A 25025-nucleotide genomic window follows, 5' to 3' on the forward strand; every position below is an offset into this window, starting at 1 on the left:
TTTCCAAAGCTTTGTTGCTTTTAATGGTGATTCGTATGAGGCTTTTTCTAAATTTGGAATATGTGATAGATTTCTCATTGTCCAGGGCCTTTCGTTTTAATAAAATATTAAGAGTTCTGGGATTAGGAAACCTATTTTGGGAAACTGAAGTTTACATTGTGTCAAAAAAGCACTTACGAATATATGGACTTTCTATTTATTTGAGGTATAATAATATTAGCTATAATGTATCCTAAAAGGATAGGTGTTCTTTTAGTTTTGTTTATGAAAGAAGGAGAGATTGATTATGAGGCTAAAAGAGTGGATGAGTTTCTTTTTGTCATTGCTAATGATTTTTGCTGTTCTAGGATTTTGGAACGTCCAGCGGGTTTCTGCTGCCGACGTTACCGATAAGGCTAAAATCGAGGACTTGAAGATTACTATCGCATCTACAGGAAGTGAGACTGAAGGAATTCATGGTTCAAACGATACTTCGATAAAATTGAAATACTCAGGTAAATTCTCGTTTCCTGATGTGGCAGTTAATGAAATCAAGGATGGTGATTACTTTATCGTAAAAGCTCCAAATAACTTGAGTTTGACGGATGGTAGTCTGGATTTGATTGATTTGAAATCAAATACCAAAATGGGGACTGTCCAGGTGGATAATGCTAACCATCAGCTGGTATTTACTTTCAACGAAAAGGTGAAGGACAAGCAAAATATTCGTGGGGACTTTGTTGCAGAAGCAACTGAAACGCTCAAAAAAGAGGGGAAAACAGTCACCTATGTTATACCAGGTGGTAAAACACAGACCATTACGTATAAAGTGAATAAATATCAACAGACTGACGTGATAGGAGAAACCATTACAAAGTACGGTTATAACGATAACAATAAGGCGAGGGCACATTTTCAGATGAAGATTAATCGCGCTAAGGAAGATATGACTGGACATGTAGTGAAGATTACAGATGACGTCTCAAAGGGAGCTTTCGCTAGCTATATAGAAGATACTTTCTATATGTATGAAGCGGAATTTGAGACGACGAATACGAATTCATCTGCTCTTAAAAAAGTGGGTAAGCGTTATGATATCACAACCGATCCGGATGTATACAAGGCTGACTCAGATAACAAAGCTTTGCTAACCTTTGTCAATGGGAAACGAGGATTTGAGTTGCTCATGCCGACTAATATGGGAACAAAGAGCTTTTTCTTAACGTATGATACTTCTTCACCAGCAGATACTTCAACGATAAGTAACTCGGCACAATACTTGATTGATAATCAACCACAACTTATTTGGAAAAAATACGGAAGTAGTATTGGAACTAAAACAGAGGCAACGTTTAATTTAAAGACAGTTAAATCTGTTGGTGCATCAGTCACAGCTGATATTGCTGGTAAGATCAAAATCACTAAATTCGACGAAGCTGATGCGACTGTTAAGTTGAAAGATGTTGAATTTGAAATCATTGATAAAGCTACGAATCAAGTAGTTGAGACCGTGGTAACAGATGAAAACGGAATTGCTCTTTCAAAGGCTCTCAATGATGGGAAGTATATTGTCAAAGAAAAGAAACCTAAGGCAGGTTATCAGGTGATCAGCGAAGAGTTTGAAGTGGAGTTAAAAGGTGGAAAAGGTGTTCCTCTAAATATTCCTAACAAACGTGAGACAGTTGATTTTGAAGTGACCAAGATATGGGTAAACGGAAAAGCAACTGACTACAAAGAAGTCAAACTTGGCTTGTATGTGCACAAAAAAGGTGAAACCGTTGATAAGGCAAAACCTGTTACTGGAAACTATACCCCAGAAGTGACCGTGTCGAACGGTGTCTACACTTATAAGTGGCTAAATCGACTACCTAAGTACGATGTCGATGGAAAAACAGAATTAGTCTACTCTGTTCGTGAACTTCAAGAGCAGACAAATCTTCCTTTGAACCAAGGCGAGAAAGTTAAAGCAGGAGACAATAGTTACGTTGTATCTTATAATGAATATAAGACGAGAGTAACGAATACTTACGAAGTTCCTAAAACAAAAGTAACTGCTAAGAAAGTATGGAATGGTGGTAAAGCGGATGCTCGCCCAAAATTCTACTTCAAGCTCTATCGCACTCTTGAAGGTGGGACTCTTGAAGAAGTGGCTGGAGCAGATTTGAGAGAAGTTCCGAAAAACGATGGAACGGTTGAATGGGAGAATCTTCCTGCCACTGATGAAAACGCTGTGAAATACACTTACAGCGTGAGGGAAACAAATAAAGAGGGCAAGAACATTGGTGGCACAGTACATGGCTATACTCCAACACAAACAGATACTACGACTATTACAAATACATATAAATCATTGCCGACTAAGACTGATATTTTAGTAGATAAAGTTTTGATTGGTGAACGTCCAATTCCTCTTCAAGCGAACGAGTTTGAATTTATCTTAAAAGATAACGAAGGAAAAGAAATCCAACGCGCAAAAAATGACGAAAATGGTCGTGTTGTCTTCAAGGATATTCCTTTCGATAAGGAGGGACAGTACAAATTCACTGTTGTTGAAGCCCATGCTGGTCAAACCATTGATGGGGTGACCCATGATTCTAGAACAGTTCGTGTCACAGTCTCTGTGTATGATTCTGGACAGGGTAAGTTCGTTGCAACACCTCTTTATAATCAGATTTCTACTTTAGCAGCTCCTTTTGCGAATTTCGCAACTCTGGGATCTGCTGTTGGATCATCGCTTCCTGCCGGAGTCATCCCTGTCATTGATAACGGTGGAATTCAGAAATTTGTAAATACTTATAAAGCTGAAAAAGCAAAGACGCGTCTTGGAGTGAAGAAAACACTTACAGGTCGTGAGTTGAAAGCTGATGAGTTCGAGTTCACTTTGACCGATAAAGATGGCAATGTTAAAGAAACTGTTAAGAATGACAAAGAAGGAAATGTTAAGTTCTCAGAATTAACATTTGATACTGCTGGAATCTACACTTATAAGATTACTGAAAAAGCGGGAAATGTTTCTGGTATAACTTATGATACCAAGACTATCACTGCTACGATTACAGTGACTGATAACGGTAAAGGCACCCTTGAATCAACTGTTGTCTATGACGATGAAAAGCCATTCACCAACAAATACACACCAGCAACAGCAACCAAAGTAAAAATTGCTGGTAAGAAAGTGCTAGAAGGTAAAGCACTGGAAGCAGGCAAATATAACTTTGCCCTGAAAAAGACAGATGGCAGCGTCGTTCAAACTGTTACTAATGATATGGACGGAAACTTTGCTTTTGACGAATTGACTTACGATGAAAACCAAGTAGGAACGCATAAGTATACTATCTCAGAAGTTGAAGGAACAGAAACTGGGGTAACTTATGATAAGACTGTTCGAGAAATAGAAGTCAAGGTTGAAAAAATCAGTGCTACTGAATTAAAAGCAACGGTTTCGAAAGAAGCGAAAGATCTTGTCTTCACTAACAAATATACACCAGCTAAAACGCAAATTCCAGTGAAAAAAATCTGGGATGATGCCGATAACCAAGATGGCAAACGTCCAACTAAGATTACTGTTAAACTCTTGGCAGACGGTCAAGATACAGGTAAAACTCTTGAGCTATCAGAAGCCAGTGGCTGGGCAGGTAACTTCACGGATTTAGATGCAGATAAAGGCGGAACTCCGATTGATTATAAAGTAGTTGAAGTGAGTTCAGTAGCTGGTTATACAACTGAAATCAGCGGAGATGCTAAGACAGGCTTTACTATTACCAATAAATATACACCAGAAACAATTGATATTAAAGCAACGAAGAACTGGGATGACGCTAATAACCAAGATGGTAAACGTCCGAAATCTATTACGGTTAATCTCTTGGCAGACGGTGAAAAAGTAGCTTCCAAAGAAGTGAAAGCGGCAGCTGACGGAACGTGGTCTACAGTATTTACTAAACTTCCTAAATTCAAAGCAGGCAAGGTTATTAAATATAGCCTGACCGAAGAAGTAGTTTCTGAATATACTAGCGAAATCAATGATTTCAATATTACCAACAAATACACACCAAAAATGATTGATTATCAAGTGACGAAAACTTGGAATGATAACAACAACCAAGACGGCAAACGTCCAGATCATATCACGGTTCATTTGATGAAGACAGTTGGCGGTGTGACCACTGAAGTTGAGAAATATGATATTAAAGTCGCTGAAGCAGATCCAGCGAATGGCAATGTTTGGAAACATACCTTTAGTAATCTTCCAAAATACGAAGCAGGTCAAGAAATTGTCTATTCTGTCAAGGAAGATGCTGTAGCAGGATATGAAACCTCTATCAAGGGTCAAGAAATCACCAATACGCACACACCAGAAACGATTGTCATTTCTGGTAAGAAAGTTTGGGAAGATAACAACAACCAAGATGGCAAACGAACAGTTACAGTGAAGGTCCAAATTCTGAAAGGCAAAGAAATCGTTGATGAAATTGAAACTTCAGAAGAAAAAGGTTGGGCCTTTGAGTCAAAACCATTACCGAAGTATGAGAATAGTCAAGAAATCAAATATGAAGTGAAAGAAATCACTAAGATTGAGGGTTACACCACTATCAATCCAAAAGAACCTTCTGCAGATGGTAAGTACACTATTACCAACAAGTACACACCAAAAACAATCAAAGTGATTGGTCAAAAGACTTGGAATGATTCAGACAACCAAGATGGCAAACGTCCAACTGAAATCAAAGTTCGTTTATTGGCAGACGGTAAAGATACAGGCAAAGTGGCAACAGCAAGCGAAACAACTGATTGGAAATACAGTTTTGAAGGTTTAGATCGTTACAAAGCTGGAAAAGAAATTGTTTACTCTGTTGAGGAAGTAGATGTACCAAAAGGTTATCAATCTAAAGCGAATGGAATGAACTTGGTCAATAACCACACTCCAGAGGTGACTTCAGTTAGCGGTCAGAAGATTTGGGAAGACGAAAATGATAAAGATGGTCTTCGTCCAAAAGAGATTCAAGTGAAATTGCTTGCAAATGGTAAAGATATAGGCAAAGTAGCAATAGTAAGTGAAGCAACTAGTTGGAAGTATAGCTTTGAAAAACTTGCTAAATATGAAGCAGGTAAGGCAATCACTTATACGGTGGAAGAAGTTGCTGTACCGAAAGGTTACACAGCGAAGGTAGATGGTATGAATATCACGAATAGTCATACACCAGAGAAACCACAAACACCGCCAAGTACACCAGAGAAGCCGAAAAAGAACATTCTCCCATCAACAGGTAGTCAAAGCTCGTTCTTGACATTACTTGTAGGTCTATTCACACTAAGCGGAGCTGCTTACTTGTTAAAGAAGAAGGCATAATTCTGTCATCAGATAGATCGAGTAAAGTCCACTAGATAAATCTAGTGGGCTTTTAAGGATTCTTTGTCAATTGAAGTAGGTGACGGTATTGAAAAAGCTGCCAATGATTTTGAATCAGAAGTAGCTGCTACAATGGCTGCTGCACTTGGACAAAACTAAACCAGTTAATCCACTATCTAGAGTTTAAAATAAGTAAAAAGGTTAGAGAACTAAGTCTGTTCTCTAACCTTTTCTAGTCCCATTTGCTATTATTTTACAATTCTTTTAGTGAATCCCTTGTGAGAAATAACTAAATCGATAAGGATTAAAATAATCAAGGAGATGAGTAGATAAGTAATTTCGGAGTAGGTAAAAGCGATTCGGTAAGTTTGTGTAAAAAGAACAGTAAAGACACTGATGACAATGATGGCTAAATCAATTATCCATTTTGTTTTTGGTTTTATTGAAGACGGTTCAAATAAAAACGGGGCAAATAAACAGGCGACTAATGTGGCGACTTGAACATCTACATAGTCAGCAGAAATAATTGTAAAAAAGAATAAAGTTGAAAACAACCAAACCAGTATATGACGTGTATATTTGAACCAATCCATTTTCATTCATTTGGCCTCCTTTTATTGATATCGTCAAATTTTCATCTATATTATAACGCTTTAAAATTAAAAGGCAAGCGTTTACACTTGAATTGTTGCTGATAGATAAGCTTTTTCACTTGCTTGAATAATCAGACTTTTCAGTTTTTCATTTAGCTCTTTTTCTTTTAAAAAGAGAAGAATTTCGGTATAATATTAGTCAAAGATAGTCAATGTCAGTTGTGGGGAGTTGTTTATAGAATGAGACCAAAAAGAAAGGAGTTGTCATGAGTAATAAAAATACATCAGATAATATTGAAGAATATATTAAAACTCTTTTGGCACAGGCAGGGATTGCGGAGCTGAAGCGAAGTGAGATTGCAGATGTTTTTCAGGTTGTTCCTAGCCAGATAAATTATGTAATAAAGACGCGCTTTACGGAGAGTCGTGGCTATGTTGTTGAAAGTAAGCGTGGTGGAGGAGGCTATATTCGGATTGGTCGAATTGAATTTTCCAATCACCATGAGTTGCTTTGTGATTTGTTGCATAGCGTTGGTGAGCAGATTAGCCATCAGATCTTTACAGATATTATTCAGCTGTTATTTGATGAACAGATCATGACAGAACGAGAAGGGAATCTTCTTTTAGCAACGACAACAGACAGGGTATTGGGGACAAATGCTGCACAGATTCGTGCGCGGATGTTAAAGAAAATTTTACAGCAAGTTGATAGAAAAGGGAAAAACTAATATATGAAACATTCAAAAGCTTTGACAGAAAGTATTGAATCAGCACAGTTATTAGCAAGTCATTTTGAAACGGATTATTTAGAGTCTTGGCAGCTGTTGATTGCTATGGCAAATAATCCTTATAGTGTTGCTGGTTCAGTTTTAAATGATTATCCACTTGAAATTGATGATTTTGAAAAGGCGGCTTTTCATATCACGGGGAAAGTCTATCAACAAGAGGGAGCTTTTACTATTTGGCCGTTTTCTTATCGCATGAAAGTGTTATTTTTGACTGCTGAACAAATTGCAGAGGCGGTTCATGCCAAGAATCTTGGAACAGAGCATGTGTTGCTAGCTATGTTATTTGACCGAGGAAGTTTGGCAGCGCGTATTCTTGAATTTATTGGTTTTAGTTACGAAGATAAAGAAGGTGCTCTACGCATGACAGATCTTCGGAAAAATTTAGAGCATAAGGCAAGCTGGAATAAAGAGGATTTAAAGGCTATTCGTCACCTAAATAAAAATGCTGCAGCAACAAGACAAACGATGGCTAATATGATGGGAATGCCTCCTGCAACCAGTGGCGGACTAGAAGATTATACTCGTGATTTAACCGAAATGGCTCATACGGGTCTTTTAGAACCGGTCATTGGGCGGGATAAAGAGATTTCTCGCATGCTTCAGATTTTAAGTCGCAAGACGAAAAATAATCCAGTTTTGGTAGGAGATGCAGGAGTCGGGAAGACAGCATTAGCCCTTGGTTTGGCGCAACGTGTGGCAGCTGGTCAAGTTCCAAATGAGCTTGCAAAGATGAGAGTTTTAGAGCTAGATTTAATGAATGTGGTGGCTGGAACTCGTTTTCGTGGTGATTTTGAGGAACGGATGAACAATATTATCAATGATATTGAAGCAGATGGACATGTCATTCTTTTCATTGATGAGCTTCATACTATTATGGGGTCGGGTAGCGGGATTGACTCGACATTAGATGCAGCGAACATTCTCAAGCCAGCTTTGGCCAGAGGGACACTCAGAACGGTCGGCGCAACGACACAAGAAGAGTACCAGAAATATATTGAAAAGGACGCAGCTCTTTCACGGCGCTTTGCTAAGGTTGCTATTGAAGAGCCAACAGTAGCTGATAGTATTGCGATTTTACAAGGGCTAAAGAAAACTTATGAAGATCACCACAAGGTCGTGATTACGGATTCGGCCATTGAGACGGCTGTTAAGTATGCTCATCGTTATCTAACAAGCAAACATCTACCGGATTCGGCCATTGATTTGCTAGATGAAGCTGCTGCAACAGTACAAAATAAAGGTCCGCAAAATCACGTAAAAGTCGAATTGAGTGCAGCAGATGAGGCTTTAATGGCAGGCAATTGGAACAAAGTTAGTACGTTGTTGGAGAAAGAGAGTCAGCCGATTGTCTATAAATTAAGAGTGAAAGACGAGGATGTTTTGGCAACGCTCAGCAGTTTATCAGGTATTCCCGTGCAAAAGTTGACGCAAACAGATGCGAAGAAATACCTCAATTTAGAAAAGGAACTGCACAAGCGGGTCATTGGGCAAAATGAAGCAATTTCTGCTATTAGTCGAGCGATTCGGCGCAATCAATCCGGTATCCGCACTAGCAAGCGTCCAATTGGCTCCTTTATGTTCTTAGGGCCAACCGGGGTCGGAAAAACTGAGCTAGCTAAGGCTTTGGCAGAAGTTCTCTTTGATGACGAAACAGCACTGATTCGTTTTGATATGAGTGAATACATGGAAAAATTTGCTGCCAGTCGCCTCAATGGAGCGCCTCCAGGTTATGTTGGTTATGAAGAAGGGGGCGAATTGACTGAAAAAGTTCGCAATCGTCCGTACTCTGTGCTCCTCTTTGATGAGGTAGAAAAAGCTCATCCTGATATTTTCAATGTGCTTCTCCAAGTCTTAGATGACGGGGTGCTGACAGACAGCAAGGGGCGTAAGGTGGATTTTTCCAATACCATTATCATTATGACCAGCAATCTTGGTGCGACAAGTTTGCGGGACGACAAGACGGTTGGTTTTGGAGCAAGAGATGTTCGTTTTGATCATGAAAATATGGAAAAACGAATGATGGAAGAGCTAAAGAAAGCTTATCGTCCAGAATTTATTAACCGAATTGATGAAAAGGTTGTTTTTCACAGTTTGACTAGCGAAGACATGCAGGAAGTGGTGAAAATTATGGTGCAACCGCTCATTTCTAGTCTTGCAGAAAAAGGAATTAAACTCAAATTCCAGCCGAGTGCTTTGAAGCTTCTAGCTCAAGAGGGCTATGATCCTGAAATGGGAGCTCGTCCATTGCGTCGAATTCTACAAACTCGGGTGGAAGACCATTTATCAGAATTACTTTTAGCAGGTGAGCTAAAAACGGGACAAAGCTTGAAAGTCGGTGTCAAGGCTGGAAAATTGAAGTTTGAAGTGCTCTGAGTTTTTATTCGAAGCATTCATCAGGGAATAGATAAGGTATTTTAATATGGATATTCGTGAAATGGTAGAAGCAGATTACGACCAAGTTTACCAATTATGGCTGTCATGTGCAGGTATGGGCTTAAATCATTTGGATGATTCTAAGGAGGGAATTGCACAGTTTCTAAAAAGAAACCCTCAAACTTGTCTGGTAGCAGTAGAAAATCAAATAATTATTGGAGCGATTTTAGTTGGCTTTGATGGTCGAAGGGCGTATATCTATCATACAGCTGTTCATCCGAATTACCGTAGGAGAGGGATTGCTCGACAGTTGGTTGAAACAGTTTTAACTGTCTTAGATGAGTTGAAAATTCATAAGGTTGCCTTGGTTGTCTTTAAAAGGAATGTAGAAGGAAACAAGTTTTGGGAGAAATTAGGATTCTCTGTTCGAGAAGATCTCATTTACCGCAATCAACCAAGAACTGAAATGGTTCGGCTGGATACCTAGTAGAAATGACTAATAAAAAACATCAATCATTTAGGAATAATTTCCCAGATGATTGGTGTTTTTTTAATGTTTAAACTTGTAGCAATTCTTCAATTTCTGCAAGACTGTTGGCTTGGGAAATAGCGCTGCGGAGTTTGGCAGCACCAGCTGTTCCGCGGAGGTAATGAGGTGCTAAGCCACGAAATTCTCGAACAGCGATATGCTCGCCCTTGAGGTCAATTAGACGTTTCAAATGATCGTAAGCGACTTGCATTTTATCCTCAAAGCTGAGATCAGGCAGGATTTCTCCTGTTTCAAAATAGTGGTTAATCTGATGGAAAAGATACGGATTGCCCATAGCAGCGCGCCCAATCATGACAGCATCTGCCCCCACTTCTTCTATACGCTGTTGAGCATCTTGGACAGTACGAATATCGCCATTGGCAATAAAAGGAATCCTGGTTAAGGCTTGCGCAACATTGTGGAGGGTTTCAAGATCAGCGTGCCCAGTGTACATTTGTTCGCGTGTACGACCGTGCATAGCAAGAGCCGCCACACCAGCAGCTTCAGCTGCAAGAGCATTTTCCACAGCTAGTGAGGCATCTGCCCAACCAGTACGCATTTTCACGGTCAATGGAATATCTAGAACAGAACGAACTTTATTGATAATAGAATAGATTTTTTCTGGGTCTTTGAGCCATTTTGCTCCGGCTTCGTTTTTGACAATTTTATTGACAGGACAGCCCATATTGATATCCACAATATCTGTTTGGGTATTTTCTTGGATAAACTCGGCTGCACGTGCCAAACTATCTTCGTCACTCCCAAACAACTGAATGGAAACGGGATGTTCTCCTTCATCAATATGCAGCATGTGAAGTGTCTTTTCGTTGTTGTACTGAATGCCCTTGTCTGAGACCATTTCCATGACGACAAGACCTGCACCCAGCTCTTTTGCAATCGTCCGAAAAGCTGAATTGGTGACGCCTGCCATGGGAGCAAGAACAGTCCGGTTGGGAATTTTTACATCACCAATCAAAAAAGCGGTATTAAGATTTGTCACGAATGAGTTCCTCCAAGTCTTTTTCGTCAAAATGATATGTACTTTGGCAGAATTGGCAAGTGATTTCAGCGCCGTGGTCTTCATCTCGCATTTCTTCAAGATCTGACTTAGGTAGGCTTGAGAGGGCATTTAAAAACCGTTCTTTGCTGCAATCACATTGGAAGCGGAGCTCTTCTTCTGACAAGCGTTTGTAGGGATCGTTGCCATAGATAGCTGAAAGCAAGGCTTCAATATGGTTTTCAGATTCCAAAAGTGTTGAAATAGCAGGCATTTCTTGGATTCGTTTTTCAAAGCGGGTGATTTCTTCTTCTTTGGCACCAGGGAGAACTTGTAAGAGAAATCCGCCAGCAACCTTGACCTTGTCGTTGGTATCTAGTAGAACGTTCAAGCCAACAGCTGAAGGAGTCTGTTGACTTTCTGTTAGATAGAATGCAAGGTCTTCTCCAATCTCACCGGACACAAGTGGAGTCATAGAATGATAAGGATTTCCAGTTCCATAATCTGTAATAACGAGAAATTCGCCATTTCCAACGAATGGTCCAACTAACACTTCACCTGTTGCAGTTTTTTTAATGTCCACACCGGAATTTTGCACATAGCCTTTGACAGTACCTTTTGTATCTGCGACGGTGATAATCGCACCGAGAGAGCTTGTCCCTAGTACTTTGACGGTGATTTTTGTATCTCCTTTTTCGTTTGCAGCAAGGATTTGACTGGCAATGAGTGTGCGACCTAGTGCTACAGTTGAGCTGGCCTGAGTATGATGTTTTTCTTGAGCTGTCCGAACGGTTTCAGTGCTGTCTAGTACATAAGCTCGGAAAGCTCCGTTTTCTGAAATTGTTTTAATAATCTTGTCCATACCCTTTATTGTAACATAAAAAAAGAAAAGGGAGCGGGACAAAAATCGGTATTTCGTAAGAAATTGATTTTGTTGTCCTGCCCCACATAATTGACGAGGTTGTCATTATTTACATGGCAAAGAGTTAGTGCTATATACTGTTACTTTGTTTGGATGAAACAGCATACCACAAGAGTTTATTTTTGTCTTACTTCCATGTTTCAGCTCGTTATGTTTCACTTGTAGTCGGTTTATCCACTTCTTTTTGGATTTCTTTTCCCTGATCTAGCAAAGCTTGGATAATTTTTTGGTCGCGTAATTTAACAGAGTCATTAATGGTTTCAGCGGATTTGATTACAGTTGCTTCAAGGAGAGCGCGTTTTTCCCGCCCTTTATCAATGGCAGAGATGATTCCTTGGTTTTGAGCGACTAAGCTTTCAGCTAATTTGGTGACGGATTCGACAGCGATTGTTGGATTTTGGGAAATCCTCTCCATTTGTGGAATGACTTCTTTGCTGGTTTCAGCTAGCATTTGCAGCGCTGCATTGTTGGCATTAGAAATAGCGTCTGCTATTTGACCAGATTTCATTGATTGTTGCAGGATTCCTAGTTGAGCGATAGAGAGCTTCATAGTCGGAATGGTATTGCGACGGAGCATACCAAGTTTTTGGCGCATATCAGAAGATACTTTTACGAGATTACGCATTTGCGGGGTAGTGGCCCAAGCGACATATAGACGGCTGATGTATTCTGTATGTTGTTGTTCCAATGTATTAACAACCTCAGTTAAGCGAGCCAATTCTTGTGATTTGGTTTGGTAATCGAGAGTGGCAGTATCTAATTGTGCCACCTCATTTTGAAGAGTCGAGGCACGCGCACCAGCTTCTTTTTGAGTGGCTTCGATAAAGGAAATGACACCGACTAGATTTTCAATGGATTTGGTGTTGTCTTCAATTAACATTTCGGCAGAAACGATATTGCGTGCGAGCAGATCTTCTTGCTTGACGACAGTGGCAGCCATACTATCCATTTTTTGCTCAATATTTTGTGAATCAAAATAGAACTCTTGCAAGGTGTTCTTACTTTGTTTAAAGAGTTTTTCTAAAAAATTTGGCTTTTTATCTAGTTCTGCAATTTGAGCATCCTTATATTTAGCAACAAAACCATTTAACTCTTTGTTGGTATTTTTTAACAATTCATCTACTTGTGGGATTTGAAGTTTCTTTTGTTCGGCTAAAATGCGATTAACAGTATTATTAACTTCTTCGACTGCAGCCTGCCCAAAATCTAAAAGAGTATTTTGATCGGAAATAAAGTTATCTACCAGCTGAGGGGCTTTTGCTATGATCGCATCTTGTTGTTCAGGAGTTAATTTCTCCAAAAAGTTCATCTGTCCGTTTGCTTGTGTTTCGGTTGATTCGATGATTTCAGTAGTTCTGTCTGTTTTGGAAATGGCATTATTAGCGATTTTGTCGATGTCAAAGTTAAATTCTTGGCTCATAAGGTCTCCTTTTGATGGTTATAGTTCGGTATTGGGTTCTTTTTTACTTAAAATCCTCAAGCTGATATCAAAATCTCGTAGATCTGCTTCATTGAGTTGACGGAGTGTTTCATCCAAGTCTAAATCAAACTGCTCAATAGCTGCTTTGGCGCTAGAAAGTCGTTCTTCTGCATTATAAAAATCTTTCGGTGAGGTCTTGATTTTTAGGTAGCCTTCTAAAATATCCTCATAATGCTCCATTTGAGACTGATGGATCGCAGTTAATTCTTCCTTATTGTTGCTTTCTGACTGAGAAATTTTCTTGAGAATCGCTTCGTGGTCGATTTGAATATTGTGAATAGTTTCAAGTAATTCAGGTGCTAATTCCTCCAAGTTTGATTTTAAACTTTCGGAAGTTTGAGCGCGAAGATTGTGTAGTTGCTCATGGATATCGGTTGTTACATTTTGCACTTTCCGTTGAATTCGCTGGTAAATTTCAGGCGAGATATATTTTTTTAAGGTGTCAGCTCGGCCTTGAATATAACTCAATTGAGGCAAGAGCTGATCAGCTAATTGTTGGTAATTTGCATAAGATTTTTCTTTCAGATAATTGTCCAGCTGTTTGATTCGACTATCTGCAGCTCTGATTTCCTGTTTCAAATCTTCAATTTGCTGACTGGCGCTGGGCTCTGTGATTTTTTTCGGTTTATGAGTTGCATAGTAGTAAATTCCGTAGCCTATGCCGATGGAAAGAAGGATTGGAATGAGGTACTGTATAATAATACCAACTGCGATAAGAATAAGCAGTATACCGATCCATCTTCTAGAACGTACATTGTTATAATTTCTTCTGGGCATAAATTATCTAATCCTGTTTCTTCTGAAATTTCTAAGTCTATTTTAGCATAAAAATGTATAAAAGACGGTACTGAATGATATGTTTAATAAAAAGTTTAGTTGAGTATAAGCAGAGGCTAGCAAGATTTTTCAAAAAATTCTTGACTTCGAGTTGACTCTAAGGTATATAACGAAAATATAACTGTTTCATCTTCTTGATGGGTATGAAGTTTCATCTTTTTAATAGAGAAAGGGGAAATAAGATGAAGGCAGCAGTATTTGTGAAGCTGGGGAGAATGGAAGTATAGGAAGTTACGCGTCCAGGCGCTATTGTCGGACGAGTCGGCGTACCTCATATAGTAGACATCAATATTGGTGACTATTGGATGGCCAACTTGGCAATGGCTGGCGGACCAGCTTCTTGCACCACTTATGACAAAGAAGTCTTGCTAAAAGCAGTTCTAGACGGTCAAATCAATCCTGGAAAAGTATTCACTCAATCTTACAAATTGGACGAGATTGACCAAGCCTATAAAGACATGGCTGATAGAAAAACGATTAAAGATATGATTGTGATGTAGTAAGAGCGGTTACTATTTTTGCAATTCAATCTCAATTTAATGAGCGGTCGACGACATTGTCTCGATCACTTTTTTATCATTTGCATTTTTGCCCCAAAGTTCTCAAATATCTTAATTTTTGGTAAAATAAAAGAAAAATGGGTTAGAAAGAGGAAAGCGATGCCCTTAACTAGTCAAATTATTACAGCCGAATTTCCGGATTTAGAAAAAGTAGAACAACTCAATACAGAAGCCTTTCCTAAGGAGGAGCGTGCACCGCTATCTGAGTTGCTACGCTATGGAGATGGGGAATATTCTCATTTTTTTGCCTTTTATGATGGCAATGAATTTGTCGGTTTTGCCTTTTCAGTTTACAATGAAAGAGCCTTTTATATCAGCTTTTTTGCGATTATGCCTCATTTGCGTAGTCATGGTTATGGCGGGAAGATTATTGATAAGTTGGTGGATTTTTATCAAAGAACCATGGTTTTAGAAGTAGAACGGCTGGATGAGCCTTGTGATAATCTAGAACAACGAAAAGCTCGAATGGATTTCTACAAGCGAAATGGTTTTCGCTCTTCGCATGCCTATTTAGAATACGATGGGTTGAGTTTTGAAATCCTTTATAAAGGAGCGTTTTTTGATGAGGAAGCCTATCGGGACATTTTCAAAAAAATCCAAGAAGATGGTTATTTTGAATTTGAAATCAAACATGGTCATGGAAGAGACTGGGAGTAAGCTGCGAAGCATTATCAAACCGTTCTATTTTTATCCGAAAGTTATATATAAAAACGAGCTGTTTGTTTTGCTCGTTTTTTGTGGTATAAAGATTAATAGATTTCTGGGAAAAGCTTCGCTAAAATGTTAGGCGTAATGCTTTGACCGGGTCCTTCTGTACAATAGGTGTGCATATACATGGATGGGTTAAAATTAAGCTCAATGCAAGTACAGTTGGGCTCTTTTTTGCTGGCTGGCAATGTGCTATCTGGGATAATGAGATCTACACCGCAGACCCAAGCTCCTATAGCAGTTGCCATTTCTGCTGCTAGTTTCTTGTAGGAAGGATGCATAGCTTCAGTCATATCTATTGAATCTCCGCCAGTAGAAATATTAGAATTGCGACGGAGAAAAACTTGACCTCCTTTTGGTAAGATATCGTCTGCTTTATAACCTTGCTGTTCTAGCATGAGTAGCTCGATCTCTCCTAGTTTGATTCTTTCCAAAGGAGAGCGGTGATCTCGACCGCGCAGGGGATTGGTATTTTTCGTAGCGACCAACTCTCGAATAGTGTGCTGACCGTCTCCTCTAACGTTTGCCGGCAAACGTAGGAGCACCGCCTCACATTTGCCATCTAGGACGAAAAAGCGGTACTCGGTTCCTGCGATAAATTCCTCAACAAGAACAGAGCTGTCTTCTGAAAAGGCAATTTCCAATGCTTTTTGGTAACTATCTAGATTGGTAGGTTCTTGAAAAATAGAAATTCCTAAACCGAAGTTAGTGGATTTAGGCTTGATGACAATCGATTTGTCCTTGATCAAAGAATAGTAAGCTATACCTTCTTCTAGAGTGGAAAATTCGGCTCCAGCAGGAACAGGAAAACCAGCAGCAGATAAAATTTTCTTGGTTACCGTCTTATTTGCCATGGCTAAAGGGACAATGTAGTTATCTTTAGAAGTCATATTGCCATTTTTGACATACTCGATATGATCTTTATGTTGAAGCTTTAAAAACTGGTCACTTTCGTCTAAGATTTCTACTTGCACTCCTTTTTGAATAGCATCAAAGAGGAGCATTTGAGTGGAGAGTTCCATATTTTCATAGCCTTTCAGCGCATAATGTGCATGCCAAGCGTAGTTGTGGTATTCCTTGGCTTTTTCTAAACCAAAGGCTTCTAAGGACTGGTTTCGAAGATAAGGCAAGAGCTGAGCGGCAAGGGTCAGGTTGGGATCAGCTACTGCATTTCTTGCATGTTGAAGCAAGTTTTGATAGTAGGGACTTAGTTCAAAATGATGAATAACAGCTTGCATGGATTCAAGAAGTAAGTCGGTATCAGCTTCAACTGGTAGCGGAGCCAGAGGGTGGCTAAGAGCGATTTGCTCATTTAGAGCATGGGCTTGATTTAGAAGTTCATCAGGTTCTGCTATATCATCGAGCCAGAGCAAGGCAAGCAAAAAGAGATGAACCGTGTCCATTGTCTCCTGACTGATTCCCAGCACCTCAAAAGGATCAAGGTCAAAGCAGCGGAATTCTAAATAGGTGATTCCTTTTTCTAAGTAAAGTCGATTTTCTTTTTGCCCACGGAAACGAACAGGCATGTAGCATTCTTTCTCAGCAATTAAATCACCTTGTGCTACGTATTTCTCTATATCGCTCACATAAGATTCTAGTGAGGCATAAGAGATATGAATCTTTTGATCATTGACATAACCAAGATCACTATTGCGGATAGAGCGAACAGGCTGAGAAATCTCCCTGGTCAAGAATCCTTCCTCAGCAATTGGTGCTGCCCCGTATAAATAAGTCAGAAACCAGCGAAAACGTAAAAAGTTTCGAGCCAATTTGAGATAGAGGTCATTTTTAAACAGACGAATATTCTTGTAATCACTGACCTTGAAAAGAGCTTGGATCAAGTCTGGTCCCAACTCCATGTTGTAGTGAATGCCTGAGATAGCTTGTAGTGTTTTTCCATATTTTTTCGCCAACCCCTCTCGATAATAGCGCTCAAAATCATTTTCTAAATGAGCGATTTGAATTTCTGCTGGCGATAATTTTGGGGGCATAGAGAGTGGCCAAATCACTTCGTTTTTGGGAATGGTTCGTCCAGCCACATCAGTAATTGCAGCAAGAAAACGCCTTGCTTCTTTTGTAGAAGGAGCAATTGGAGTGATGAGTTCTAACTGCTGCTCGCTAAAATCTGTCTGAATCGTTGGATGAAAATTGCGACTGCCAAATGCTTTTGGATGAGAAGTTTGTGCTAATTTCCCGTTTTGATTGACACGCAAGCCCTCTCTTTCCAATCCGAAAGTGGCTTGTAGAATAGGAGCATCTACTGCTATTTTTTCTAACAAATGATTGATGTTCATGGTAAATCCCTGTTTGTTTTCTAATACTTTTAGTCTATTATAAAAATGCTTAGAAGACAAATTTCTACTACGTTTTCCGAACTTTTTTTAAAAGAAAATGCTCATATTTTTAGATAAGACACAGATTTCACAAAGGTGGGATGTTCAAACTTCGTCATTTACAAATAACAATGGCGGTCTTATCTTGAAAAAAGAAGGAATTTTTCTTATAATAAAGTATAAGATATAATTGCAGGTGAGACTCCTGCCATGTAGACAAGAAAGGACGAGCACTTAGCTCAGACAAGATTATGACATCAGTTGTTGTTGTAGGGACCCAGTGGGGAGATGAAGGGAAAGGAAAGATTACAGATTTCCTTTCAGCCAATGCCGAAGTCATTGCCCGTTATCAAGGCGGAGATAATGCGGGTCATACCATTGTAATTGGCGGTAAGAAGTACAAGCTGCACCTGATTCCATCAGGGATTTTCTTCCCAGATAAAATTTCTGTTATCGGGAATGGAATGGTGGTTAATCCAAAATCTTTGGTACATGAATTGGCTTATTTGCACGAAGAAGGTGTTACGACGGATAATCTTCGGATTTCAGATCGTGCTCATGTTATCCTACCTTATCATATTGAGTTAGATCGCTTACAAGAAGAAGCAAAAGGTGATAACAAAATCGGGACGACTATTAAGGGAATTGGACCAGCTTACATGGACAAAGCTGCTCGTGTGGGAATTCGAATTGCTGATCTTTTGGATAAGGATATTTTCAGAGAGCGTTTGCAAAGGAATTTGGCTGAGAAGAATCGTCTTTTTGAAAAACTCTATGACAGCGCAGCTATCAGATTTGACGATATGTTTGAGGAATACTATGCATATGGTCAGCAAATTAAACAATACGTGACAGATACTTCTGTTATCTTGAACGATGCTCTTGATCAAGGCAAACGTGTCCTTTTTGAGGGAGCGCAGGGAGTGATGCTAGATATCGATCAAGGTACTTATCCATTTGTAACGTCATCTAATCCTGTTGCAGGTGGTGTGACGATTGGTTCGGGAGTAGGGCCAAGTAAAATCGACAAAGTTGTCGGAGTTTGCAAAGCTTACACCAGTCGTGTTGGTGATGGACCATTTCCAACAGAATTGTTTGATGAAGTAGGCAGCCACATTCGTGAAGTTGGTCATGAATATGGAACGACAACAGGACGTCCTCGCCGTGTTGGTTGGTTTGATTCGGTTGTTATGCGCCACAGCCGACGTGTATCTGGTATTACTAACCTTTCTCTCAATTCGATTGATGTTTTGACGGGACTTGATACGGTTAAAATCTGTGTCGCTTATGATTTAGATGGTGAGCGCATTGATCATTATCCAGCTAGTCTGGAGCAGCTCAAACGTTGCAAGCCAATCTATGAAGAATTGCCGGGATGGTCAGAAGATATTACAGGTGTTCGCAGTTTAGAAGAGTTGCCAGAGAATGCTCGCAACTATGTCCGCCGTGTCAGTGAATTGGTCGGTGTTCGTATTTCTACTTTCTCTGTCGGTCCTGGTCGTGAACAGACAAACATCCTGGAAAGTGTTTGGTCAAGTTTGTAATAGAAGCAGACAAAGCGGGTTTCGGCTCGCTTTTTATTGGCGCAATAAAAAAGTTTAAATAATGATTCTCTCTTAAGTTAATTTTAAGCTGGCTGGGTTATACTAAAATCATCAGATGAAGACCTCCTAACTTTATTTGATAGAAATCCTAAACTTTTTCATAATAATCTCCTGAAAGCCATCGAAAGGTGGCTTTTTTTATATTTTCAGGTTTATAACATGATATAATAAATGAAGAACAAAGGAGATAAATGATGAACTTTACAGATTTATCTAATAAAGAGCAGGAAAAAATAATGATAAGTGAAATTATCAGGAATTTAAAAAAGCTAGGTGGCTATGCAACCAAACGAGAGTTGCTAGATGCTATTAAAAAGGGAGAAAATACGATAGAGGAGAAATTTTTTTGAGGAAGAAAAAGTGTCTTAAAAAAGTGGAAAAATTTATAAACCTAGTGATTACACTTTTAATTTTTCAGCCAAAAGTTTACTTACCACGGGCTATCTTTCTAAACCCAAGCAATCGACTTTTGAATTGACAGAATTAGGTAGAAAAGTGAAACTAGATGAGCATTTTGCTAGCGATATTCAACAGAAAGCCATTCAATTTTGGAAAAATGAGAAGAAGTCAAAACAATTCTTCAAGTTATCCTTTGAAAAGGAACTAAAACATTCACTAGATGACTCAAAAGAAAATTGGAGAGTTGAGTTGACAAGAGCTTTAAAATCTATGTCACCACAAAAATTTGAAACTTTTGCTCGTGGTCTAGTCAAGGAGATGGGTGTCAAACTAGATGAAAAAATTGGGGTTAGTTATACTAATGATGGTGGTTTAGATGGTTTTGGCTATATTACTAGTACAGATGACTTCAGAACCAATCGTGTAGCTATCCAAGCAAAGCATTGGGAAAACAAAGTTCCTTCTCCGGAGATTGATAAATTCCGTGGTGCAATGGATAAATACAATGCAGAATATGGTATTTTTATTACAACTTCTGATTTTTCAAGAAGTGCCACTGAAGCAGCTCGTCAAGGGACTAGAGTCATTACTTTAATCAATAGCGAGGATATTGCGGATCTAGTTGCCAAATATAAACTTCATGTCAGGGAAGTCATGACTTATGAATTAGGAGATTTTTATCATACAGAGGATTAGACGGTTAAAAGATGAACTATACAGTTGAAGAAAAAGAATTTTTTATGCGGGAGGCTTTGAAAGAAGCAGAGATTGCGCTTGCTAATGATGAAATTCCGATTGGTTGTGTTATTGTCAAGGACGGGAAGATTATCGGTCGTGGACATAATGCACGTGAGGAATTGCAACGAGCGATTATGCATGCGGAAGTGATGGCGATTGAGGAAGCCAATCAGCATGAGCATAGCTGGCGTCTGCTGGATACGACCCTTTTTGTTACTATTGAACCTTGTGTGATGTGCAGTGGTGCTATTGGTCTGGCTCGCATTCCACAGGTTATCTACGGTGCAAAGAATCCAAAATTCGGCGCAGCAGGCAGTCTTTATGACATTCTAACGGATGAACGTCTTAATCACCGAGTTGAACTTGAAACTGGGATTTTGGAGGTAGAATGTGCGGCAATCATGCAGGAATTTTTCAGACAAAGAAGAAAAAAAAGATAAAACAAAAGCAATGCCTTATTTCAGCTTTCTTACTTGGGCTGGCAGCCTTTTTTATCAGCTTGTTAGTGCTGAATTTGGATTTTCAAGCTTGGCTTTTAAATGCCACCAAAACCAGTTAAGCTGGCACACCCATCCTATTTTACTCCTTCCAATTTTATTTTTTCTTATCGGCGACAAATACTTGGTATATTTGTCAGTATTCTAGCTCTATTTACCAGTATGATTTGGTTGCCTGTTCCTCGGACAACGCTTCCCTTGGTTAAAGAATTTTTAACTTATGAACGGGAGTTTTTACAGGCTGGTTTGACGGGGGAAAATTTATTCTTTGCTTTTCTTGTACTCAGTTTTTTTATTTTGCTGATTCGTGCCACCTGGTTGCATAGTTGGAAAATGGTGGGGCTTATTTTGGTTGTAACAGCTTTTTTAAAAATCATTTGGTCCTACGTAGACAGCGGACAGGCTGGTTTGACAATTATTCAGCCGGCTTTGATAGGGTTAGTAGTTTGTCTGTTCGCCATCTCTTTTCTAAAAAAAGAAAAAATTCTAACTTTGCAGTTCAGATATTTTATGTTATAATGTTTATGGAGCAACAATTCTGCGTGAAGCGGGTCAGGGGAGGAATCCAGCAGCCCTAAGCGAGTGTGAATTGTGTGCTCTTTTTATTTTGAAGAATGGGATTAGAGAACGAAGTTTAGTATAGTCAAATGATGTAGTTTAAGCAGGAACAAACTTATTAATATTTTAGCTATTTACATAGCCCATTGCCTATAAGTCAAGTATGTGACTGTGATTACTGAGGATTGGAGTCAACAAATAATTAGAATCTTTCTAAAGTTTCTTTTTAAGGACACTATTGACAAAAAACTGATAATGCTCTATAATGTGAATGAATAATATTTTAGATTCATTCACATCCTGCTATTGTACGCTACTTAGGAAGGAGTTCATCATGTCGCAAGATAAAAAACAAAGATTAAAATCTGCTGCCTATGTCATTTTTTCAAGAAAAGGTTATAAGGCAACAGGAATTTCTGAGATTGCCAAGCAAGCTGGCATGGCGGTTGGTTCTTTTTACAACTATTATGACTCCAAGGAAGCCATTTTTCTGGATGTTTATATTGATGAAAATAACCGTGTGCGTCAAGCAATGAGAGACGATATTGATTGGCAAGGAGATGCGGTCGAACTCGTCGGGCAGATTTTTAGTCAGTCGCGAAATCTCGTTTCGTCCAGTAAAATTCTGGCAGAATGGTATAACCCGGCTATTTCTGATGAGCTGCATAGCTATTATTCTTCGGAAAAAGGCAAGGACGCGAATCCATTTCATCAGTTTTTAGTGGAAACCTTTACCAATCGTATGCTGGCAGAAGGCTATTCTCAAGAAAAAATCCAAGAAGTGCTGCAGGTTTATCAGCTTTTCTACTATATGGATACCCATATCACTGAAGAGGATTTCCCTCATATCAGTCAAACCATTGAAACCTTGGCGACTTACTTTGTCAAAGGACTTTTTTAATAAAGGATTGCGATTCTTTATTTTTTAAACAAAAATGAATGAATATAATTATTTGTTCATTCAAGATTTTTTTATGAATTGATTATTACGTAGTCACTCAAATTTTAAAATAAAAGGAGGAAAAGCATGAATACGAACGGAGGAAAACAAATGAACGGATTAACCATTAGTGGTCTTAGCCTAGCAGTAATCGGTATTTTAGTGATTATTTGGGGAACTACCAAAGTGTCTGTTAATCTAGCAAAACCTGATTTTATGTCATTTGCGACTGGTGGTCTGATTTTGCTTGCAATAGGTCTCTGTATGGTGCCTCGATTATCATTTATCTATCAAATTGTAGGAATTTGGTTGGCGGCAGTAGCTGTTATGGCTTACATTTACAGTCTGCCTAATATGGATTTTATTGTGATGTCAATAAGCTTCATTGGGACTATTGCGCTAGCACTATGGATATCATTTAAATTTTGGAAATAAAAATCAAAGTTTTAAGGAGAAATCATGAAAGGACATTCTAAAATGTTAATGATTACTGTATCAATCCTTGCTGTGGGCCTTCTTGGATGTCTCATTATTTGGGGTGCGATTGTCTATTTTGGAGACAGTCAATCTTTATCGGTTAAATGTATTGAAAATCCTAGCGACGATATTCACCTCATTCATCTGACAAAACCTAAAAATATGACTTGGAAGGCCGGTTCTTATGCTAAGATTGCCTTACCTAATATTAAAGAGAGCGGACAAAAGAGTCGCTGGCTGACCATCGCCTCCAATCCTGATGACAATGAGATCCTCATTCTGACGCACAATAACGGCAGTCTTTATAAGAAAACCTTAACCAGCTTGCCAGCAGGTAGTAAAGTTGAGATGAGTTGGTTAACCTCTAATCTATCAGTTGCAAACGACAAGGAACCCCTTGTTTGCTTTGCATCTGATGTCGGTATTGCAGCCATGAAGCCTATTGTCAAAGAGTGGGCTGGTAAACGTTCCATTGTTCTCAGCCACTTGGACAAAGGTGTCTTGGTTTTTGATAAAAAATTGTCTCAAATAGCTCAAAAATATAGTAACTTGGATGATAGCAAAAGTGCCAACCTTTCTCAAAGTAAAAAAAGACTGAAGCAAGCAGCAGAACAGTATGGCAACAAAGCAATTTATCTCTTGGCTGGTCGTCCTGATGATACAGAAGTGATGAAAAAATTTCTTGAAGACAAGGGGATTGATAGCAAACAGATTAAGTTAGATTCTTTTAGGGGATTAAAATAACAAATTGGAAACGTTTTAGTCAAGAAAATTGCTTGATAAAAAAGCGGTAAAGCGGTATCATAGTAGGGAAGAAAAATTGGAGGACTATAATGACACATATTCAATTTAATTACTCAAACGTTCTTGGAAAATTTGTTGCACCACATGAAGTGGACTATATGCAAACGCAAGTTTCTGCAGCAGATGAACTATTGCGCAAAGGAACTGGTGCAGGAAGTGACTTCCGTGGTTGGCTTGACCTTCCAGAAAACTATGATAAAGAAGAATTTGCTCGTATTTTGAAAGCAGCAGAACAAATCAAATCAAACAGCGATGTTTTGGTGGTGATTGGGATTGGTGGTTCATACCTTGGAGCAAAAGCAGCGATTGATTTCTTGAACAATCATTTTGCGAACTTGCAAACCAAAGAAGAACGCAAAGCTCCTCAAATTCTATATGCAGGAAACTCTATCTCATCTACTTATCTTGCAGACTTGGTGGAATACGTTTCGGATAAAGATTTCTCAGTCAACGTAATTTCTAAATCAGGGACAACGACAGAACCTGCCATCGCATTCCGTGTCTTCAAAGAACTCTTGATTAATAAATACGGTCAAGAAGAAGCTAACAAACGTATCTATGCGACAACTGACCGTCAAAAAGGTGCTGTTAAGGTTGAAGCAGATGCTAACGGTTGGGAAACATTTGTGGTTCCAGATGACATTGGTGGACGCTTCTCAGTATTGACAGCAGTTGGATTGCTTCCAATCGCTGCATCAGGCGCTGACATTAAAGCCCTTATGGAAGGTGCCAATGCTGCTCGTAAGGATTACACTTCAGACAAGATTGCAGAAAACGAAGCTTATCAATACGCAGCTCTTCGTAACATCCTTTATCGCAAAGGTTATGCAACTGAAATTTTGGTTAACTATGAGCCATCACTTCAATACTTCTCAGAATGGTGGAAACAATTAGCTGGCGAGTCAGAAGGGAAAGACCAAAAAGGTATTTATCCAACATCTGCCAACTTCTCGACAGATCTTCACTCTCTTGGACAATTTATCCAAGAAGGTGCGCGTATTATGTTTGAAACAGTTGTACGTGTGGACAAACCACGCAAGAACGTGACGATTCCTGAATTGGCAGAAGACTTAGATGGACTTGGCTACCTCCAAGGAAAAGACGTTGACTTCGTTAACAAGAAAGCGACAGATGGTGTGCTTCTGGCTCATACTGACGGTGACGTGCCAAATATGTATGTAACGCTTCCTGAGCAAGATGCCTTTACTCTCGGTTACACCATTTATTTCTTTGAGCTGGCTATCGCTCTTTCTGGTTACTTGAATGCGATTAACCCATTTGACCAACCGGGCGTAGAAGCTTATAAGAAAAATATGTTTGCTCTTCTTGGAAAACCAGGATTTGAAGAATTGAGCAAAGAATTAAACGCTCGTTTGTAATTTGTAAATGAGTGACGGAGAGGCTGGGACAAAAGTTTCCAACTTCTGAAAGAGTTTCGTGATAAACAAATGACGCAGTAGCTGATTGGACTCTTTCTTTGCTGTTCAAGCTCGCAAGAGTTCCTAATCATCTTTGCGGGGGTGGGACTACGAACTTAAAATTTTTAATTTTGAGTTCTG

At 39.1% G+C, this 25025-nt stretch carries 19 protein-coding genes, 1 other RNA gene and 2 pseudogenes; 16 read left to right on the forward strand and 6 right to left on the reverse strand.

The features are described 5' to 3' along the window. The first annotated feature begins 286 nt into the window (after positions 1-286). Complete coding sequence (locus HMPREF2542_RS03080) at positions 287-5329, forward strand: Cna B-type domain-containing protein (RefSeq protein ID WP_058670049.1); 5043 nt, start codon at positions 287-289, stop codon at positions 5327-5329. Between the two features lie 248 nt (positions 5330-5577). Here the strand turns inward: HMPREF2542_RS03080 and HMPREF2542_RS03085 are convergent, their stop codons facing one another. Then, positions 5578-5928: a hypothetical protein gene (locus HMPREF2542_RS03085; RefSeq protein WP_049476271.1), complete on the reverse strand. Its 351-nt coding sequence runs from the start codon at positions 5926-5928 to the stop codon at positions 5578-5580. A gap of 260 nt (positions 5929-6188) precedes the next feature. Here HMPREF2542_RS03085 and HMPREF2542_RS03090 point away from each other — a divergent pair, with 260 nt between their 5' ends. The 3 genes from HMPREF2542_RS03090 to HMPREF2542_RS03100 are packed head-to-tail and all read left to right on the forward strand — an operon-like array spanning position 6189 to position 9570. Continuing rightward, positions 6189-6650 carry a CtsR family transcriptional regulator gene (locus HMPREF2542_RS03090; RefSeq protein ID WP_037597472.1) on the forward strand — a complete coding sequence of 154 codons (462 nt, stop codon included), beginning with the start codon at positions 6189-6191 and terminating at the stop codon, positions 6648-6650. A gap of 3 nt (positions 6651-6653) precedes the next feature. Further along, the gene (locus HMPREF2542_RS03095; RefSeq protein WP_058670050.1) at positions 6654-9083 is read left to right on the forward strand and encodes an ATP-dependent Clp protease ATP-binding subunit; all 2430 of its coding nucleotides are present in this window, start codon (positions 6654-6656) and stop codon (positions 9081-9083) included. Between the two features lie 46 nt (positions 9084-9129). Further along, positions 9130-9570, forward strand: a complete 441-nt coding sequence (locus HMPREF2542_RS03100; protein ID WP_058670051.1) for a GNAT family N-acetyltransferase — start codon at positions 9130-9132, stop codon at positions 9568-9570. Positions 9571-9640: 70 nt separating this feature from the next. Here HMPREF2542_RS03100 and dusB read toward each other — a convergent pair whose 3' ends face one another. From dusB to HMPREF2542_RS03120, 4 genes are all read right to left on the reverse strand, one after another. After that, entirely contained in the window at positions 9641-10612 is a 972-nt protein-coding gene (gene dusB / locus HMPREF2542_RS03105) for a tRNA dihydrouridine synthase DusB (RefSeq protein WP_058670052.1), read from the reverse strand. Further along, positions 10599-11471 carry an Hsp33 family molecular chaperone HslO gene (gene hslO / locus HMPREF2542_RS03110; RefSeq protein ID WP_049476276.1) on the reverse strand — a complete coding sequence of 291 codons (873 nt, stop codon included), beginning with the start codon at positions 11469-11471 and terminating at the stop codon, positions 10599-10601. The genes dusB and hslO overlap by 14 nt, the downstream gene beginning before the upstream one ends. Before the next feature lie 208 nt (positions 11472-11679). Then, positions 11680-12951 (reverse strand): toxic anion resistance protein, encoded by a 1272-nt coding sequence (locus HMPREF2542_RS03115; protein ID WP_058670053.1) that lies wholly within the window; start codon positions 12949-12951, stop codon positions 11680-11682. A gap of 18 nt (positions 12952-12969) precedes the next feature. After that, on the reverse strand, positions 12970-13788 hold the full coding sequence (locus tag HMPREF2542_RS03120) for a hypothetical protein (protein ID WP_006269727.1): 819 nt from the start codon (positions 13786-13788) through the stop codon (positions 12970-12972). A 290-nt stretch (positions 13789-14078) separates the two neighbouring features. Here HMPREF2542_RS03120 and HMPREF2542_RS03125 point away from each other — a divergent pair. Next, a pseudogene (locus HMPREF2542_RS03125) lies at positions 14079-14348 on the forward strand (alcohol dehydrogenase); the annotation flags it as partial. A 159-nt stretch (positions 14349-14507) separates the two neighbouring features. Next, a complete protein-coding gene (locus tag HMPREF2542_RS03130; RefSeq protein ID WP_058670054.1) occupies positions 14508-15065 on the forward strand; it encodes a GNAT family N-acetyltransferase in 558 nt (185 codons plus the stop codon). Positions 15066-15157: 92 nt separating this feature from the next. Here HMPREF2542_RS03130 and gshAB read toward each other — a convergent pair whose 3' ends face one another. Continuing rightward, the gene (gshAB, locus tag HMPREF2542_RS03135; RefSeq protein WP_006269713.1) at positions 15158-17410 is read right to left on the reverse strand and encodes a bifunctional glutamate--cysteine ligase GshA/glutathione synthetase GshB; all 2253 of its coding nucleotides are present in this window, start codon (positions 17408-17410) and stop codon (positions 15158-15160) included. Positions 17411-17700: 290 nt separating this feature from the next. On the opposite strand from gshAB, the gene HMPREF2542_RS03140 reads away from it, so the two are divergent. The 10 genes and pseudogenes from HMPREF2542_RS03140 to HMPREF2542_RS03185 all read left to right on the forward strand — a co-directional run bounded on the left by HMPREF2542_RS03140 (position 17701) and on the right by HMPREF2542_RS03185 (position 24845). Next, a complete protein-coding gene (locus tag HMPREF2542_RS03140; protein ID WP_048800748.1) occupies positions 17701-18993 on the forward strand; it encodes an adenylosuccinate synthase in 1293 nt (430 codons plus the stop codon). Between the two features lie 251 nt (positions 18994-19244). Next, the gene (locus HMPREF2542_RS10105; RefSeq protein WP_227743457.1) at positions 19245-19403 is read left to right on the forward strand and encodes a hypothetical protein; all 159 of its coding nucleotides are present in this window, start codon (positions 19245-19247) and stop codon (positions 19401-19403) included. 145 nt (positions 19404-19548) lie between these two features. Further along, on the forward strand, positions 19549-20148 hold the full coding sequence (locus HMPREF2542_RS03150) for a restriction endonuclease (protein ID WP_058670055.1): 600 nt from the start codon (positions 19549-19551) through the stop codon (positions 20146-20148). A gap of 11 nt (positions 20149-20159) precedes the next feature. Then, the gene (gene tadA, locus HMPREF2542_RS03155; protein ID WP_006269700.1) at positions 20160-20630 is read left to right on the forward strand and encodes a tRNA adenosine(34) deaminase TadA; all 471 of its coding nucleotides are present in this window, start codon (positions 20160-20162) and stop codon (positions 20628-20630) included. Next, positions 20579-21206 (forward strand): annotated as a pseudogene (locus HMPREF2542_RS03160) (hypothetical protein). The gene tadA and the pseudogene HMPREF2542_RS03160 overlap by 52 nt, the downstream one beginning before the upstream one ends. Before the next feature lie 2 nt (positions 21207-21208). Further along, positions 21209-21295: signal recognition particle sRNA small type (ffs, locus tag HMPREF2542_RS03165), an RNA gene on the forward strand. A gap of 284 nt (positions 21296-21579) precedes the next feature. Further along, positions 21580-22146: a TetR/AcrR family transcriptional regulator gene (locus tag HMPREF2542_RS03170; protein WP_006269728.1), complete on the forward strand. Its 567-nt coding sequence runs from the start codon at positions 21580-21582 to the stop codon at positions 22144-22146. A gap of 126 nt (positions 22147-22272) precedes the next feature. Beyond that, positions 22273-22620 carry a hypothetical protein gene (locus tag HMPREF2542_RS03175; protein WP_058670056.1) on the forward strand — a complete coding sequence of 116 codons (348 nt, stop codon included), beginning with the start codon at positions 22273-22275 and terminating at the stop codon, positions 22618-22620. Between the two features lie 24 nt (positions 22621-22644). Then, positions 22645-23406 (forward strand): ferredoxin reductase domain-containing protein, encoded by a 762-nt coding sequence (locus HMPREF2542_RS03180; protein ID WP_058670057.1) that lies wholly within the window; start codon positions 22645-22647, stop codon positions 23404-23406. Positions 23407-23495: 89 nt separating this feature from the next. Further along, positions 23496-24845, forward strand: a complete 1350-nt coding sequence (locus HMPREF2542_RS03185; protein ID WP_003071028.1) for a glucose-6-phosphate isomerase — start codon at positions 23496-23498, stop codon at positions 24843-24845. Positions 24846-25025 lie beyond the last annotated feature (180 nt).

This window comes from Streptococcus sp. HMSC034B05, from assembly GCF_001809055.1.
GTDB classification, from domain to species: Bacteria; Bacillota; Bacilli; order Lactobacillales; family Streptococcaceae; genus Streptococcus; species Streptococcus constellatus.

What these genes read in the sequence shown, in the direction of transcription:
- HMPREF2542_RS03080 (WP_058670049.1), top strand. Translation starts at nt 287, where the DNA reads ATGAGGCTAAAAGAGTGGATGAGTTTCTTTTTGTCATTGCTAATGATT.
- HMPREF2542_RS03085 (WP_049476271.1), bottom strand. Translation starts at nt 5,928, where the DNA reads ATGAAAATGGATTGGTTCAAATATACACGTCATATACTGGTTTGGTTG.
- HMPREF2542_RS03090 (WP_037597472.1), top strand. Translation starts at nt 6,189, where the DNA reads ATGAGTAATAAAAATACATCAGATAATATTGAAGAATATATTAAAACT.
- HMPREF2542_RS03095 (WP_058670050.1), top strand. Translation starts at nt 6,654, where the DNA reads ATGAAACATTCAAAAGCTTTGACAGAAAGTATTGAATCAGCACAGTTA.
- HMPREF2542_RS03100 (WP_058670051.1), top strand. Translation starts at nt 9,130, where the DNA reads ATGGATATTCGTGAAATGGTAGAAGCAGATTACGACCAAGTTTACCAA.
- hslO (WP_049476276.1), bottom strand. Translation starts at nt 11,471, where the DNA reads ATGGACAAGATTATTAAAACAATTTCAGAAAACGGAGCTTTCCGAGCT.
- HMPREF2542_RS03115 (WP_058670053.1), bottom strand. Translation starts at nt 12,951, where the DNA reads ATGAGCCAAGAATTTAACTTTGACATCGACAAAATCGCTAATAATGCC.
- HMPREF2542_RS03120 (WP_006269727.1), bottom strand. Translation starts at nt 13,788, where the DNA reads ATGCCCAGAAGAAATTATAACAATGTACGTTCTAGAAGATGGATCGGT.
- HMPREF2542_RS03130 (WP_058670054.1), top strand. Translation starts at nt 14,508, where the DNA reads ATGCCCTTAACTAGTCAAATTATTACAGCCGAATTTCCGGATTTAGAA.
- gshAB (WP_006269713.1), bottom strand. Translation starts at nt 17,410, where the DNA reads ATGAACATCAATCATTTGTTAGAAAAAATAGCAGTAGATGCTCCTATT.
- HMPREF2542_RS03140 (WP_048800748.1), top strand. Translation starts at nt 17,701, where the DNA reads ATGACATCAGTTGTTGTTGTAGGGACCCAGTGGGGAGATGAAGGGAAA.
- HMPREF2542_RS10105 (WP_227743457.1), top strand. Translation starts at nt 19,245, where the DNA reads ATGATGAACTTTACAGATTTATCTAATAAAGAGCAGGAAAAAATAATG.
- tadA (WP_006269700.1), top strand. Translation starts at nt 20,160, where the DNA reads ATGAACTATACAGTTGAAGAAAAAGAATTTTTTATGCGGGAGGCTTTG.
- HMPREF2542_RS03170 (WP_006269728.1), top strand. Translation starts at nt 21,580, where the DNA reads ATGTCGCAAGATAAAAAACAAAGATTAAAATCTGCTGCCTATGTCATT.
- HMPREF2542_RS03175 (WP_058670056.1), top strand. Translation starts at nt 22,273, where the DNA reads ATGAATACGAACGGAGGAAAACAAATGAACGGATTAACCATTAGTGGT.
- HMPREF2542_RS03180 (WP_058670057.1), top strand. Translation starts at nt 22,645, where the DNA reads ATGAAAGGACATTCTAAAATGTTAATGATTACTGTATCAATCCTTGCT.
- HMPREF2542_RS03185 (WP_003071028.1), top strand. Translation starts at nt 23,496, where the DNA reads ATGACACATATTCAATTTAATTACTCAAACGTTCTTGGAAAATTTGTT.